Source organism: Corynebacterium sputi DSM 45148 (assembly GCF_000427865.1).
GTDB classification, from domain to species: Bacteria; Actinomycetota; Actinomycetes; order Mycobacteriales; family Mycobacteriaceae; genus Corynebacterium; species Corynebacterium sputi.
The window spans coordinates 1-13,127 of record NZ_ATYV01000014.1 but is presented as its reverse complement, the minus strand read 5'-3'; the positions used below and the strand labels follow the sequence as shown (position 1 = coordinate 13,127).

16 protein-coding genes are annotated in these 13,127 nt (G+C 60.4%); 13 read left to right on the top strand and 3 right to left on the bottom strand.

Annotation, left to right across the window (positions count from 1 at the left end; genetic code table 11):
* Window positions 1-1,986, bottom strand: a complete 1,986-nt coding sequence (locus tag YWU_RS0108455; RefSeq protein WP_027020135.1) for a PTS sugar transporter subunit IIABC — start codon at window positions 1,984-1,986, stop codon at window positions 1-3.
* Between the two features lie 123 nt (window positions 1,987-2,109).
* Here YWU_RS0108455 and YWU_RS0108450 point away from each other — a divergent pair, with 123 nt between their 5' ends.
* The 3 genes from YWU_RS0108450 to YWU_RS0108440 are packed head-to-tail and all read left to right on the top strand — an operon-like array spanning window position 2,110 to window position 4,881.
* Window positions 2,110-2,598: an FxsA family protein gene (locus tag YWU_RS0108450; protein ID WP_027020134.1), complete on the top strand. Its 489-nt coding sequence runs from the start codon at window positions 2,110-2,112 to the stop codon at window positions 2,596-2,598.
* Complete coding sequence (gene lnt, locus YWU_RS0108445; protein WP_027020133.1) at window positions 2,595-4,115, top strand: apolipoprotein N-acyltransferase; 1,521 nt, start codon at window positions 2,595-2,597, stop codon at window positions 4,113-4,115. The genes YWU_RS0108450 and lnt overlap by 4 nt, the downstream gene beginning before the upstream one ends.
* Complete coding sequence (locus YWU_RS0108440; RefSeq protein ID WP_027020132.1) at window positions 4,108-4,881, top strand: polyprenol monophosphomannose synthase; 774 nt, start codon at window positions 4,108-4,110, stop codon at window positions 4,879-4,881. Before lnt ends, YWU_RS0108440 begins: the two co-directional genes overlap by 8 nt.
* Window positions 4,882-4,914: 33 nt before the next feature.
* On the opposite strand, the gene YWU_RS0108435 is transcribed toward YWU_RS0108440, so the two are convergent.
* Window positions 4,915-5,304, bottom strand: coding sequence for an RNA polymerase-binding protein RbpA (locus YWU_RS0108435; protein ID WP_027020131.1), 390 nt, complete (start codon window positions 5,302-5,304; stop codon window positions 4,915-4,917).
* 103 nt (window positions 5,305-5,407) lie between these two features.
* Here YWU_RS0108435 and YWU_RS0108430 point away from each other — a divergent pair, with 103 nt between their 5' ends.
* The 9 genes from YWU_RS0108430 (at window position 5,408) to YWU_RS15940 (ending at window position 12,292) form a co-directional block, all read left to right on the top strand.
* Complete coding sequence (locus YWU_RS0108430) at window positions 5,408-5,716, top strand: hypothetical protein (protein WP_027020130.1); 309 nt, start codon at window positions 5,408-5,410, stop codon at window positions 5,714-5,716.
* Window positions 5,717-5,759: 43 nt separating this feature from the next.
* Window positions 5,760-6,443 carry a YceI family protein gene (locus YWU_RS0108425; protein ID WP_027020129.1) on the top strand — a complete coding sequence of 228 codons (684 nt, stop codon included), beginning with the start codon at window positions 5,760-5,762 and terminating at the stop codon, window positions 6,441-6,443.
* Window positions 6,444-6,452: 9 nt separating this feature from the next.
* On the top strand, window positions 6,453-6,659 hold the full coding sequence (locus tag YWU_RS0108420) for a hypothetical protein (protein ID WP_027020128.1): 207 nt from the start codon (window positions 6,453-6,455) through the stop codon (window positions 6,657-6,659).
* Between the two features lie 172 nt (window positions 6,660-6,831).
* Window positions 6,832-9,549, top strand: a complete 2,718-nt coding sequence (locus tag YWU_RS15945; protein ID WP_084141996.1) for a DUF4040 family protein — start codon at window positions 6,832-6,834, stop codon at window positions 9,547-9,549.
* Complete coding sequence (locus tag YWU_RS0108410) at window positions 9,546-9,878, top strand: cation:proton antiporter subunit C (protein WP_027020127.1); 333 nt, start codon at window positions 9,546-9,548, stop codon at window positions 9,876-9,878. Before YWU_RS15945 ends, YWU_RS0108410 begins: the two co-directional genes overlap by 4 nt.
* Window positions 9,875-11,350: a monovalent cation/H+ antiporter subunit D family protein gene (locus YWU_RS0108405; protein WP_027020126.1), complete on the top strand. Its 1,476-nt coding sequence runs from the start codon at window positions 9,875-9,877 to the stop codon at window positions 11,348-11,350. The genes YWU_RS0108410 and YWU_RS0108405 overlap by 4 nt, the downstream gene beginning before the upstream one ends.
* Window positions 11,347-11,706: a Na+/H+ antiporter subunit E gene (locus tag YWU_RS0108400; protein ID WP_338025280.1), complete on the top strand. Its 360-nt coding sequence runs from the start codon at window positions 11,347-11,349 to the stop codon at window positions 11,704-11,706. The genes YWU_RS0108405 and YWU_RS0108400 overlap by 4 nt, the downstream gene beginning before the upstream one ends.
* Complete coding sequence (locus tag YWU_RS0108395; protein WP_027020124.1) at window positions 11,703-11,960, top strand: MrpF/PhaF family protein; 258 nt, start codon at window positions 11,703-11,705, stop codon at window positions 11,958-11,960. The genes YWU_RS0108400 and YWU_RS0108395 overlap by 4 nt, the downstream gene beginning before the upstream one ends.
* Window positions 11,957-12,292: a cation:proton antiporter gene (locus YWU_RS15940; protein ID WP_034647560.1), complete on the top strand. Its 336-nt coding sequence runs from the start codon at window positions 11,957-11,959 to the stop codon at window positions 12,290-12,292. Before YWU_RS0108395 ends, YWU_RS15940 begins: the two co-directional genes overlap by 4 nt.
* Here the strand turns inward: YWU_RS15940 and YWU_RS15935 are convergent.
* The gene (locus YWU_RS15935) at window positions 12,289-12,882 is read right to left on the bottom strand and encodes an amidohydrolase family protein (RefSeq protein ID WP_084141993.1); all 594 of its coding nucleotides are present in this window, start codon (window positions 12,880-12,882) and stop codon (window positions 12,289-12,291) included. The genes YWU_RS15940 and YWU_RS15935 overlap by 4 nt on opposite strands.
* A gap of 19 nt (window positions 12,883-12,901) precedes the next feature.
* Between YWU_RS15935 and YWU_RS0108380 the strand changes: the two genes are divergently transcribed.
* Window positions 12,902-13,127, top strand: a 226-nt coding sequence (locus YWU_RS0108380; RefSeq protein ID WP_034647558.1) for a transposase, incomplete at its 3' end; no start/stop codon positions are given.

Sequence of the window (13,127 nt, the reverse complement as noted above, 5' to 3'; positions counted from 1 at the left end):
CTAATTCGGTTCTCGTCTGCCGAGGCGGACCTTTTTCACTTCCCGTTCGCTATCGACATCCGCATCTTTAAACCCGAAGAACCATGTCAGGGTGAAGGCCACGGCCAGAGCAACACCGGAGGCGATCAGATATCCCCAGAAACTAAAGTCGATCCCCTCGGGATTGACGAACGAGGTAAATCCGATGAGGGCGCCGGTGAATCCCCACATGTTCACGTTGAACAGCCCGGTGAGCAGGCCACCCGTTGCGCCACCGATGGACGCCATGATGAATACGCGTCCGTACTTCAGGTTGACGCCGTACATCGCCGGCTCAGTAATACCGCAGAACGCGGAGATGGCCGCGGGTCCGGAGAGCACTTTGATCTTCTGGATTTTCGTTTTGAGGAACACAGCCAGGACCGCGCCACCTTGGGCGACCATCGTCGCGGAGATGATGGCATTGAGGTACGAATTGCCGCTGACTGCGATGTCCTGCGCTACCAGCGGAATGACTGCCCAGTGCAGGCCGAAGATCACGAGCGCCTGGTAGAAGCCACCGATCAGCGTGCCGGAGATAGTCGGGGAGAGGTCGTACAGTCCCTGGATGGCGCCCGCGATACCTGTCGAGATGAACATGACGATCGGGCCGAGGATGAAGAGAATCGCCATCGACACGATGACCACCTCAAGCAGCGGGACGAAGATCATGCGGACCATGTTCGGGATGATCCGCTTCAGCCACGGTTCGATCAGCGAGGCCAGCCAGGCGGCGACGATGATCGGGAAGATCGAGTACGAGTAACTAGCCATGTGGAACGGGATTCCAAAGAAGTCCGAGTTCAGCGGCATACCGAGGATCGCGCCACTGCCGGACTCGCCTGACATCTCGACGAGAGTGGGATAGCAGAGCACACCACCGATGATCGCGACGATGATTGGGTCGGCTCCGAGTCTCTTCGCTGCGGTGAAGCCGACAAAGATCGGCAGGAAGAAGAACACCGAGTCACTCATCGCTTCGATGAGCAGGTAGGTATTCGAATCATCGGTGATGACGTCGAAGGTCAACAGCAGGGACAGAATTCCCTTGATGATTCCGGCAGCGGCGAGGAGGCCGATGATCGGAATCATCGAACCGGTGATGACGCCGATCAGTTCCGAGAATCCGTACTTCACCCAACCCCATGCGGTGGTGGGTTTCTCTCGGACCTCCTTTTCCTCCTCGGCCTTGTCTCCGAGCTGATTCTCAATCGCGTCGTAGACGTCTTCTACGTCCGCACCTATGACGACCTGATATTGCCCGCCGGCCTTGACCACGTCGATGACGCCGTCCAGGTCCGCGACGGTCTTGTCGTCCGCTTTGGACTCGTCCTTGAGGTAGAAGCGAACTCGCGTAATGCAGTGCGTGAAACTGCGGACGTTCTCCGCGCCACCAACGTTGTCGATGATGTCCCAAGCGGTCGCGTCGAAACCGGTGAGGTCGGAAGGTCGTGCGCTTGACGACGGCTCCACCTCCGCCTTCTTTTCCTCCACTTCCTCCGTCACCTTGAGATGTGCGGTGGCCACAGTATCGCCGGCTTCGGCGTCACCGAAGGTGACGTCGACGTCGTCAAGCTTCTTCTTGGAGTTGGTGATGATCACGACCGTCGCGGTCGACTTTCCCTCATCGTCAATGACCTTCGTGTCCATCGTCGCGATCTTCTGGCCGACGGTGATCTCATCGCCCTTGACCACATCGACGGTGAAAGGTCGACCCTCTAGTTCGACAGTGTCGATACCCAGGTGGACGAGATACTGCAGGCCAGACTCGGTTTTGATGCCCACAGCGTGTTTAGTCCTAGCCACGAGCATTACTTTTCCAGAGACGGGTGCTAGGACATCACCGCCCGGGCTGTTGATAATCCCGAACCCCACACCCATCGTTTTTTTGGCGAAGATCGGATCTGGCACCTCGGCCAGATCAATGATCTCTCCCGCGATCGGGGTAGCCACCTGCTCAGTCGTCATGGAATGCTCCTGAAAGTGAACCTGAGTCCCGTGTAGATCTCAGATGAGTCTTCCCTGAAGACGTTACGCGCGGCTGGTAGCACGGGCCACGGGCCTGTCGCTGCGGCAGCTACAGTTGGGGCCATGATGCGGGTTCTTCCATTTCTGTACATTTTCGTTGAGGCGATCGCCTTCTGGGCGGTCGCTCAGTGGATCGGGTGGGGTTGGGCCTTCTTGGCTCTCTTCCTAGTGTTTTTCTTTGGCCTGATGTTCTCCTCGATGGAGTTCCGTTCGGTGTCCGCCCGTGCCGCACACGGAGGGGATCCCGCCCGGACATTGGGCGATACCGGCCTGTTGATCGTCGGATCGATCCTTATTGCCGTTCCGGGCTTCGTCACTGCCGTGATTGGCCTGTTCATGGTGATACCGCCGACTCGCGCCCTGATCCGCGGCGCCATCGGCCGCAAGGTTAATAAGTGGCTGGAAAGCCAGGCACACCAGTCGATGATGTTCGTGCAGCAGCACCAGCCGGGCGCGCAGCCGGTGGTCATTGACATGCCCGAAGACGTGGATTTCACCGTCCCGGAGCCAGAAGATTTCCTCGATGACGATGAGAAGCGGAATAACGAATGAGACAAACTCTCATGCGACTGCTGGGCGCGGCAGTTGCTGGCTTCGCGCTGTACGGATCATTTCAGCCCATTGGTTGGTGGTGGGCCGGTTGGGTGTCTGTCGCACTGATGGTCGTGGTGCTCTCCGGGCGCCCGTCGTGGAAGGTAACCGCAGGTGCTGGTTTCCTTTGGGGGTTCACCACGGCTCTGGCGGCGTTGCCGTGGATTCAGACGATGGTGGGTCTGCTCCCGTGGGTCGCATTGAGTGTTGTCCTCGGTCTACTGCAGATTCTCGTGGCTCTCGGCATCCGAGCGATTCTCGGAGCGCGATTGCCGTTGTTGTTGCGCGGGCTCGGTGCCGCAGCGTGGATCGTGGCCTTTGAAGCGGTCCTTGCGCGGTGGCCCTTCGGTGGTTTCCCGTGGCTGCGCTATGCGTTCGGTCAGGTCGGCGGTCCTCTGGAGAAGGCCGCGACGATCGGTAGTGCTCCGCTGGTGACCTTCCTCGCCGCGGTGATCGGCGCCGGCGTTGCCGTGTCGATTATCGGGCGAGATCGTCTCAACGTTGCAGGTGGTCTCGGTGTTGCGGTGCTGGCAGTAGTGGCTGGGGTCGTCGTACCGCAAAACACGCTTGACGACGCCCCATCCTCCATCCGCGTCGCCGCCGTCCAGGGCAACGTCCCTCGTCTGGGTCTGGAATTCAATGCTCAGCAGAGGGCGGTGTTGTCTAACCATGTGGACGCGACGAAGGAACTTGCGCAGAGGGTCCGCGACGGTGAGGAGGAACAGCCGGATTTGGTGATTTGGCCAGAGAACTCCTCCGATATAAGTCCCTTCACTGATCCACTCGCCGAGCGTCTAATTGACGAGGCCGCTAGCGAAATTGGCGTACCGATCATCGTTGGCACCTTCTCGTACGAAAACGGAACGCAGAACACGATGGTTGTCTGGGATCCCGAGACGGGACCGGGAGATATGCACGAGAAGATTTATCTGCAGCCGTTTGGTGAAACGATGCCGTACCGCGACTTGCTTCGGAAGGTCACTCCGCTGGTGGACATGGCCGGAGACATGACTCCAGGTGAGGGTGATGCTGTCGTCGATGCGGGTGGTGCCCGCGTGGGTCTGGCGACCTGCTTCGAAGTTATCTTCGACCGCGCGGTCCGCGACTCGGTCAACAATGGCGCCAACCTGCTGGCCACCCCAACAAACAACGCGACCTTCGGTTACACCGACATGACATATCAGCAGCTCGCAATGAGCCGCTTCCGGGCAATCGAGCACGACCGCGCCGTTGTCGTCGCCGCAACCTCCGGTGTCAGCGCTATCGTGGAGCCAAACGGCACCGTGCAACAGGAGACCGAGATCTTCGAACAGAAGGTTCTCACCGCGACTCTTCCGCTGAAGGACGATCGGACCTTCGCCACACGATACGGTGTAGTAGTTGAAGCGGTACTCGTTCTTTTCGCGTTAGTTGTCTTCGGCGCGAGCTTGTACCGGCGACCCCACCCCATTTCAGACAAAGGAGCCCCCGGTGAGTGACAGCACTCTCGTCATCATCCCGACCTACAACGAGAAGGACAGCCTTCCGGAGGTCATAGAGCGGCTGACCGCCGCCCAGCCTGAGGTCGACGTTCTGGTGGTGGACGATTCCTCACCGGACGGAACCGGTGACATCGCAGACAAGCGGGCTGCAGACAACCCGCGCATTAATGTTCTGCACCGCGCAGAAAAGACCGGCCTGTGGGGCGCATACAAGGCAGGTTTCGAATGGGGCCTGGAGCGCGACTACGCGATTCTCTGCGAGATGGATGCCGATGGTTCCCACGCGCCGGAGCAGCTCGGCCGCCTCCTGGATGGCATCGCCAGTGGCGCCGACATGGTTATTGGATCCCGCTACATCCGCGGTGGCTCGACGGTGAACTGGCCGGTCTCTCGGGAAGCGCTGTCCCGTGGCGGCAACCTGTACATCTCGATGGCTCTTGGAGCTGGCGTCCGCGACGTCACCGCGGGCTACCGTGCGATCCGTCGTGAGGTTCTCGAGAAGCTGGACCTGGACCGCATTGGCACCTCCGCCTACCTCTTCCAGACCGAGCTGGCGTGGCGCGCTGCCGTTGCCGGATTCATCGTCGAAGAGGTCCCGATTACCTTCACCGAGCGTAAGCACGGCGAGTCGAAGATGTCTGGAGGCTTCATCACTGAGTCCCTGGCACAGGTGACCAAGTGGGGGGCGAAGTACCGCTTCAATCAGGCGAAGTACCTCGCGAAGTACACCGTCGGCATGATTAAGCACGACCTCAAGGCATAGAAAACCCCTGGTCTGTGAGGGCCAGGGGTTCTTTTAGCTCTGCTGCTCGGCAGCTTCAGCCTCTTGCTGCTGCTTGAGCAGGCGGGCTGCGTTGCGTCGGCGCTTGCGGAGCAGGTCAATCCGCTCGTCGAGGAGCACGTCCAGCTCATCGATCGAACGACGCTCACGGAGCATGTCCCAGTGGGTGCGCGGGGGCTTAACGGGCTTGGCCTCGGTACCCTCACCTTCGATCAACTTGCCCAGCTGGCCGTTCTTGCACGTCCATTCGCTTGGGATCTCCGCCTCGTCGGCGAAGGGTACGTCGAAGACGCTTCCGTCCTCGGTCTGGTACTTCACCATGCGGCGCGGTGCCAGGTCGTGGTCGCGGTCCGTCTCGTACGAAACGGCGCCCATGCGGCTACCGCGCAAAACTCGATCTGCCATGTGAAACCTCCATCAGCTCACGGAACACCTTTCGGTGCGTCGACCATTTAGTATAACCCTGGCATTATTTCCGTGCCAACGGGGAGTGCGTAACCTTTGGGCTATGGCAGAAACTGAGCGGTTGAACTGCAGCTGGTGTGGTGTGGAGATTCCCCGGCCGTCGCGAGGGCGCCGTCCCAGGTACTGCGGGCGGTCTTGCCGTCAGCGTGCGTACGAGGTGCGCTCGGCCGGCGTCGGCACCATGGTGCTCGACGATGAGGCACTTCAGAGGCTTCACGACGGTCTCTATCAGCTCCGCTGCGCAGCCGAGGACCTCCGCACTGCTGTGTCAGAAGGGGCAGATCCGTCTGAGATTGGGAAGATGGCCGCCGAGATCGAGGAGTTGGCACAGGCGCTGGACAAGGTCCGTTGACCCGGTAGGGGACTGCCATAGTTATGGGTTTAAACTGGTCGCCATGAAGAAGACGTTCGTGACGTTGGTGGCTGTCGCTGTGGTGGCGCTGGCCATCGTGATCGTCGGCCCGGTGTTGTACCGTCTGATGTCCTCGCCGGGTGCCCACACCGGTGAATTCAACCTCGATGGCGCTCCGCGGGCAGAAGTCGGTGTGGATGGTGACTGGGAAGTCATTCATTCTGCTCTCGGTTTCGAGACTGGCGTCGGATACACCTTCGATGAGTTGCTGCCGGGCGATGCCCGCAACACCTCCGGGCTGACCCGGGACGTCACCGGTGGCGTCTCGGTGGTTGATGGCGAGCTGACCGGCGGTGATATCACCGTGAACATGGAAACGCTGACCACCGATAACCAGCGTCGTGACGTGAACGTACGCATGTCGCTCTTCGTCACCGACGAGTTCCCGGAAGCCACCTTCACGGTGACGGAACCGGTGGATGTCTCTGATGTCCCGGCGGATCCGACCGTGACGGTTGTCGACGTGGTGGGCGACCTCACCATTCGCGGAGTGACCCACGAAGTCACCGCCCCGATGGAAGTCACCCGCACGGGGGACTACGTTCTGCTGAGTTCGGACGTACCGATCAACCGTCTGGATTACGGTATTCGAACACCGGACTTCATCGCGGCCTCGATCGACGAAGAAGGCCTCCTCAACATCCGACTCGTGCTCGAGCAGACTTAAAGGACAGACATGACCCAAGACCCGTACCGCCCCATGAAGATCGCCCGTCGAGTGCGAATGGTGCTCTTGATCGGATTCGTTCTTTTCATGGCGTGGGAGGGCACGTGGTGGCTCGCAGCAGTCGGTGTTGGTCTGATCGCGTTGACGATCTGGCAGAACAAAAAGCTCGAAGAGCACATCGCCGAGCGCAAGGCAGCCGGAGAGCCAGTCGCTTAACGAGCTGTTAGCTCTGTCTCACCTCTTTGATACGGTTGTGTTCATGTCCGCACAGCCAACTCACCCGGGAACCAACGGGTATACAACGCAATGGGGTCCGTTCCTCTCGGGTACTACCCCTGTGTGACCTCACGCTCCGACGCATTGTTGTTCAGGTGAATGAGGTGAGTTTTTGCTGTTTGTATGTCTCGTCATACTTCTAGGGACTGCAGCTGTCGCCCCGGTTGTGACCCGGGGGACAGGTAGGAACGCAGGCTGGTTACTGGCTGCCCCGCTTCTTGTGGCCGCGGTGCTCCTTGGAGCAACCGCGCTGCCGCTCGAGCAGACGGTTCCGTGGATACCCTCTCTCGACATTGGTTTGTCGCTGAGACTCAACGGGCTGTCGCTGTTCTTCTCGATGCTGGTCCTCGTGATTGGCGCCGGGGTGCTGGCGTATGCCGCGCGATATCTCGGCAGGTCTGGAGATCACCGGACTTTTTACTTGCTGATGACGACGTTCGCGTTGTCGATGCTCCTCCTCGTCCTTACCGACGACCTCGTTGTTCTCTTCGTGGCCTGGGAAGCGACGACACTGTGTTCGTTCTTCCTCATCGCCCGCTCCGGAGAAAACGCCCGTGAGCCCGCTATCCGAACACTTCTGGTTACCGCCGCTGGTGGACTGGTTCTGCTGGCCGCGGTTGCGACGATGATTGTCGGGACCGGGACGTCCAGGATCAGTGATGTCCTGGCACATCCGATCTGGCAGGAGAACCAAGGATTTGTCACCGCAGTGGCGGTGTTGCTGGCAATTGCGGCGTTTACCAAGTCCGCTCAGTTCCCGTTCCAAGCGTGGTTGCCGGACTCGATGGTCGCGATCACCCCTGTCTCTGCGTACCTGCATGCGGCGGCGATGGTGAAGGCGGGTATTTACCTGCTGCTGCTGTTCTCCCCGGTGCTTGCCGGAAACACCGTGTGGTCGGTGATGCTGGTCGCCTGTGGTCTGATTACCGCGCTATTCGGTGCAGCCGCAGCGCTTCGCCGGTACGACCTGAAGGAACTGCTGGCGTACTCCACGATGAGTCAGTTGGGACTGATTGTGGCGATGATCGGCGTCGGCACCCCAGCAGCTATTACTGCCGCCGTGGTCCACACCGGATCCCACGCGCTGTTCAAGTCTGCGCTGTTCATGCTCATCGGTGTCATTGATCATCAGGCCGGGACCCGCGACATTCGCGAACTGCGGGGCAAGCAACTGAAGATGCCGTTCACCGGCGCTGCTCTTGTTCTCGCATCCGCTTCGATGGCAGGAGTTCCGCTTCTGCTGGGCTTTATCAGCAAGGAAATGATGTTCATGGCGTACATCGGGCTCCCGGTGGTACTCATCGTGGCAGCGGTCACGTCGGTTCTGACGTTCGCCTACTCCGCACGGATTGTCCTCGGAGCCTTCTCTGGATCTTCCGGACGGGTCGTCGACGAGGCTCCCATCACCTTCTGGGGCGTACCCGCCGTGGCAGCGGTAGCCAGCCTCGTGTTCGGTATTTTCCCCGGAGTCTTCGACTCCTTCGTCTCCGCTGCAGCCTCTGACGCCACGGGCACAGCCATCGACGAACATCTGTCGATCTGGCACGGATTCAACCTGCCGCTACTTGTCTCATCGATCGTCATCGCTACCGGGATTATCCTGGTGGTCTTCCGCGACCGCGTCCACGACATCGTGGAGCCGATGGCACTGCCAATCTCGGGCCTGGCGGTAGTGGATTGGCTGCGCAAGTCGATCATCCGGTTCGGAGGTGTCGTCGGATCTTGGACGGGGACCCGCCAGCCGGCGCTGCACCTCGCCATTCCGATGGTGTGCCTCTCGCTCATCGCTCTGGTCGGCGTGTTCACCCTCGACCTGCCTCCGCAGGTTGGCGACCCGTCCCAGCCGACTGACTGGGTACTTGTGGTCCTCATGCTCGTCGGTGTGTCATTCGCAGTTGTTGCTAAGACGCGGGTGTCGGCAGTGGTCATCGTCGGTGTCGTGGGCTTCTCCATGACCCTGTGGTTCTGGACTCTCGGCGCCGCTGATGTCGCCATCACTCAGCTTCTCGTAGAGATCCTCACCGTCGTTGTGATGGTTCTGCTCCTGCGCCGCCTGCCGAAGTCCTTCACGAAGGCCTCGAATCGCAGGCGCGTGGTCGCCGGCACCATCGCGGTGACCTCAGGGCTCGCAGCGGCTGCGGCGGTGTGGGCCCTTACAGGCCGTAGAGAGCTTTCCGACGCCGCCGTTTATTACCTCCGCGAAGGCGAAGACACTACCGGCGGATCCAACATCGTCAACACGATTCTGGTGGAGTTCCGTGCACTGGATACGCTCGGCGAATTGACCGTGCTCGGTGCCGCCGGTATCGCGGTCGCGGCGCTGTTGTATTCCCGGAAGCCTGCCCCTGTGCGGGAGGGAGAGTTCAACGAGACCAGTGCTATTGCCGATTCGGCGGAGAATGCGGTGTTTGTCCGGAGCGTCGGGAAGCTGCTTGGTCCTGTCATCGTCCTGGTGTCCCTCATCCTTCTGTTCCGTGGACACAACGAACCGGGCGGCGGATTCATTGCCGCGCTGGTCGGTGGTGCGGGACTGGCACTGTTCTATCTGGCGGCACCGAATGATGCGGCTTCGAAGATCCGAGTGCCGTTCATGGTGCTCATCGGATCCGGCATCGCCCTTGGCACGGCCACTGGATTTGTCGGCTTCATCCAGGGCTCGTTCCTGGCTCCGATGCACACCTATGTTCTCGGCTATCAGCTGTCCACCGCGCTCGTGTTTGACGTCGGTGTGTACCTCGCCGTGATGGGCATCGTGCTCGCCGCTCTCAACATGCTCGGCGGGGGCACAGACAAAACAGAGGAAGCGAAGCAAAAGGAGGAGGTTCGATGACCGTCGCACTAACAGTCGGCATCCTCGTTGCCGGTGCCGTGTACTTGTTCCTCCAGCGTGAGATGTTCCGGGTAATTCTCGGCTTCGTGCTGATCAGTCACGCGGCGAACCTCATCTTGTTCGCTGCCGGTGGAACCTCCCGGAGGGACGAGCCCTTTGGAAGTTTCACCGACCTGTCCTCGGTGGCGGATCCGCTCCCGCAGGCGTTTGTCCTGACGGCGATCGTGATCGCGTTCTCCATCACGATCTTCATGCTGGTGCTCGCCGTGACTGGCGGCAACAGCGACGACACCGAAGATGGCGCTACGGACGAGGAGGAGAAGGCATGATTGGAACGCTTCTTCCTCTGTTCGTAGGCGTACCGCTGTTTTTTGCAGGCGTCTTGGCACTATTCGGTGGACGTACGGTTATCCACGCAGTCTCGCTGTTTGCGGTGCTCATCGCGTCGTTCGGTTCGGCGATTGCCCTGGTGGTCGAGTTCCACTCCGGCGGTGCGGCCGCACATGGGGTAGGCAATTGGCCGTTTGGCATTGCGATCCCGTTCGTTGCTGACATGTTCAATGCTCTGATGTTGACGGTGACTGGGCTGCTGTTCATCACCTGCGTGGCCTTCGCTTACGCGGCCAAGGAGGGCGCACAGACGAGGTACTTCGCTCCGCTGATGCTGGTGCTTCTCGCCGGTGTCAATGGTGCTCTCTTGACGGCTGATCTGTTCAACCTGTTCGTGTTTATCGAGGTCATGCTCTTGCCGTCGTACGGCTTGTTTGTCCTAGCGAACCGAAACCGAGGCCCGATCGAACGCGTCGCGGCGACGCGTCTGTACGTCACGCTCAATCTGTTGACCTCAACGATCTTCCTGGTCGGTGTTGGCCTTATCTACGCCACTGCCGGCACTGTGAACATCGCAGAGCTCGCAGGTGCCGCACAGGAAGACCAGACGGTCGCGCTCTGCGCCTCGGTCTGTCTGCTTGCTCTGGGTATTAAGGCAGCGATCGTCCCGGTGCATGGATGGCTCGCTAAGGCGTACCCATCCACCTCTCCTGCGATGACGGCGCTGTTCTCTGGTCTGCACACCAAGGTCGCCATCTACGGTATCTACCGCATTTACGCGGTTGTCTTCGACGGTGATTCCAGGTGGCTGTGGATCGGCGTGGCGCTGTTCTGCGCGACAATGCTGCTCGGCGTCCTGGGTGCGGTGGGAGAGAAGACGACCCGGTCGATCCTTGCGTTTCACATGGTCAGCCAGATCGGTTACATCCTTATGGGTGTCGCACTGTTCACCGAGGCCGGCCTGACCGCCGGCATCTTCTACCTTCTGCACCACATGATCGTGAAGGCCTCGCTCTTCCTGTCCACCGGTGCGGTCGAAGTGAAGTACGGCACCGGCGCGATTGGTGGGGTTACCGGCATCGCCAAACGCGAGCCAATTATCGCGATTGCGTTCTTCATGGCGGCCCTGTCGCTGGCAGGTATTCCGCCGTTCTCTGGGTTCGTCGCGAAGCTGTCTTTGATTCTCGCTGCTCTGGAGATCCACCAGATCGCTGCAGTCGTGTTCATGCTTGTGGTCAGCATCATTACGTTGCTGTCGATGCTGAAGATCTGGGGTGGTGTCTTCTGGGGTAAGGCTCCAGAAGACACCACCAGGCGTATCGGGTTCTGGCTCGCGGCACCGTCCGTAGTCCTGGCTCTGACGACCCTCGGCTTGGGCCTGGGTGCCCAGTTGCTGATGTCCCTCTCCGGAATCGCGGCGGACGGACTCCTGAATACTGGCGCTTACGTGGAGGCGGTGATGGGATCATGACCTGGTTGACATGGCCGATCCGTGTGGTGGCATTTGGGCTTTGGTACGTCTGGGCGCTGTTCACGTCGAACTTCGCTGTCCTCAAGGACAACCTCACCCCAGGCCAAGATTCCACGACGGGAATCGCCCGGTATGAGGCTCACAGCCGCACCGACGGCGAACTGACTCTCATCGCAGCCCTGATCACTCTGACCCCAGGCACGCTGACACTCGGCACGGAAACGATGGCAGACGGTCAGCGCATTCTTTACGTGCATGGCCTTTACGCCGCGGACCCAGAAGAGCTGTGCGAGGAATTGGAGGACATGGAGACCCGGATGCTCCACGCGGTCCGACGGAACGGAGAGGTTCAATGATCGGTGTCTATATCGGAATTGTGCTGCTGGGCGTCGCCTGCGTCGTGGCAGCGGTCCGGATGTTTCTGGGGCCTAAGGAAGCAGACCGGGCAATTGCTGCGGACCTGCTGCTGTTCGGGTCAATTGGCTTGATCGCGCTGTTCGGTGTCCTCGGCGCTAGCCGGTTCACATTTGACGTGGTGCTGATTGCGGCTCTGGTCGGGTTCCTTGGATCCCTGTCCTTGGCTCGAGCACTGACGAGGGGGCGACGATGAGCATTCTGGAGATCACCGGAAACGTCCTGATCGTGATCGGTGCGCTGATCTTCGCGACCGGTGCACTTGGAATTCTTCGATTCCCGGATGCCTACACGCGCATCTCTGCGGTGGGTACAACCGGAGGCCTCGGCATCATCTTTGTCGTGGTTGGTTCGTTGCTGCTGCAGCCGACGATCACTGACACCGTCAAGGTGGTTCTGATTATCGGGCTGCAGCTGGCGACTTCTGCTGTCGGCACCATGGCCGTGGCGAGGTCAGCGGTGCTCGTGCGTACCCCGATGGTGAATCCGAAGTACGACGAGCTCGGCGTTGCCGAGGAGGAACGCTAGATCTCCTCGCCGCCGCGGAACACGGCGACGACGTTGGAGGACTCGTCTAGCGCAACGAGATCGGCGCGTCCTCCAACGTGCAGGCCGACCGTGTCGAGACCCATTGCGGTCGCCGGATTGACCGACGTTTGCCTGACTGCCTCCAAGAGGGCGCGGTCAGGGTTCTGGGGGCCGTGCTGCAGTGCGAAGCGGAACATACTGTCCATTGTCGCGGTGCTGCCAGCGATGGTGTCGGTTCCAGCGATGCGAGCAACACCGCCGTCGACACTCACAGCAAGGGACCCCAGACGGTAACTGCCGTCGGGCGTTCCCGCTGCGGACATGGCATCGGTGACCAGAGCGACGCGATGCGGGCCTGCTTGTTCGGTCACCACTCGATAGAGCGAAGGGTGCAGGTGCACACCGTCGCAGATCATCTCCACGGTGACCCGAGGATCCTCCACGAGCGCGGTGACCGGGCCGGGTTCGCGGTGGTGAACTGGCCGCATTGCGTTGAACAAGTGCGTGCCCACACGGGCGCCGGCATCAATCGCCTCAATGGTCTGCTCATAGGTGGTGGTTCGCCCCGGGTTTAATGGAGGGTAAGAAATTGGAAAAGGAAACCTTCACATGCCCGTCAAGTACACCCCGGAGCTCAAGCAGCGTGCTGTAGAACTCGTGCTCCGCGCCCAAGCCGATCCGGCAACCGCCCACGGCGCGGTCACCCGCATCGCCAATGAGCTCGGCCTCAGCAAAGAATCCCTGCGCGTCTGGGTCCGCAACCACAAACAATCCGGCGCCGACAGCCCCGCTGAATCCCTCGACCTGGAAGCAGAAAACCGCAGACTACGAGTCG

Bases quoted from the DNA above. Each gene is read 5' to 3' on its own strand.
- lnt (WP_027020133.1), top strand. From the start codon at position 2,595: ATGAGACAAACTCTCATGCGACTGCTGGGCGCGGCAGTTGCTGGCTTC.
- YWU_RS0108410 (WP_027020127.1), top strand. From the start codon at position 9,546: ATGACCGTCGCACTAACAGTCGGCATCCTCGTTGCCGGTGCCGTGTAC.
- YWU_RS0108435 (WP_027020131.1), bottom strand. From the start codon at position 5,304: ATGGCAGATCGAGTTTTGCGCGGTAGCCGCATGGGCGCCGTTTCGTAC.
- YWU_RS0108450 (WP_027020134.1), top strand. From the start codon at position 2,110: ATGATGCGGGTTCTTCCATTTCTGTACATTTTCGTTGAGGCGATCGCC.
- YWU_RS0108455 (WP_027020135.1), bottom strand. From the start codon at position 1,986: ATGACGACTGAGCAGGTGGCTACCCCGATCGCGGGAGAGATCATTGAT.
- YWU_RS15940 (WP_034647560.1), top strand. From the start codon at position 11,957: ATGAGCATTCTGGAGATCACCGGAAACGTCCTGATCGTGATCGGTGCG.
- YWU_RS0108400 (WP_338025280.1), top strand. From the start codon at position 11,347: ATGACCTGGTTGACATGGCCGATCCGTGTGGTGGCATTTGGGCTTTGG.
- YWU_RS0108420 (WP_027020128.1), top strand. From the start codon at position 6,453: ATGACCCAAGACCCGTACCGCCCCATGAAGATCGCCCGTCGAGTGCGA.
- YWU_RS0108430 (WP_027020130.1), top strand. From the start codon at position 5,408: ATGGCAGAAACTGAGCGGTTGAACTGCAGCTGGTGTGGTGTGGAGATT.
- YWU_RS0108405 (WP_027020126.1), top strand. From the start codon at position 9,875: ATGATTGGAACGCTTCTTCCTCTGTTCGTAGGCGTACCGCTGTTTTTT.
- YWU_RS0108425 (WP_027020129.1), top strand. From the start codon at position 5,760: ATGAAGAAGACGTTCGTGACGTTGGTGGCTGTCGCTGTGGTGGCGCTG.
- YWU_RS0108395 (WP_027020124.1), top strand. From the start codon at position 11,703: ATGATCGGTGTCTATATCGGAATTGTGCTGCTGGGCGTCGCCTGCGTC.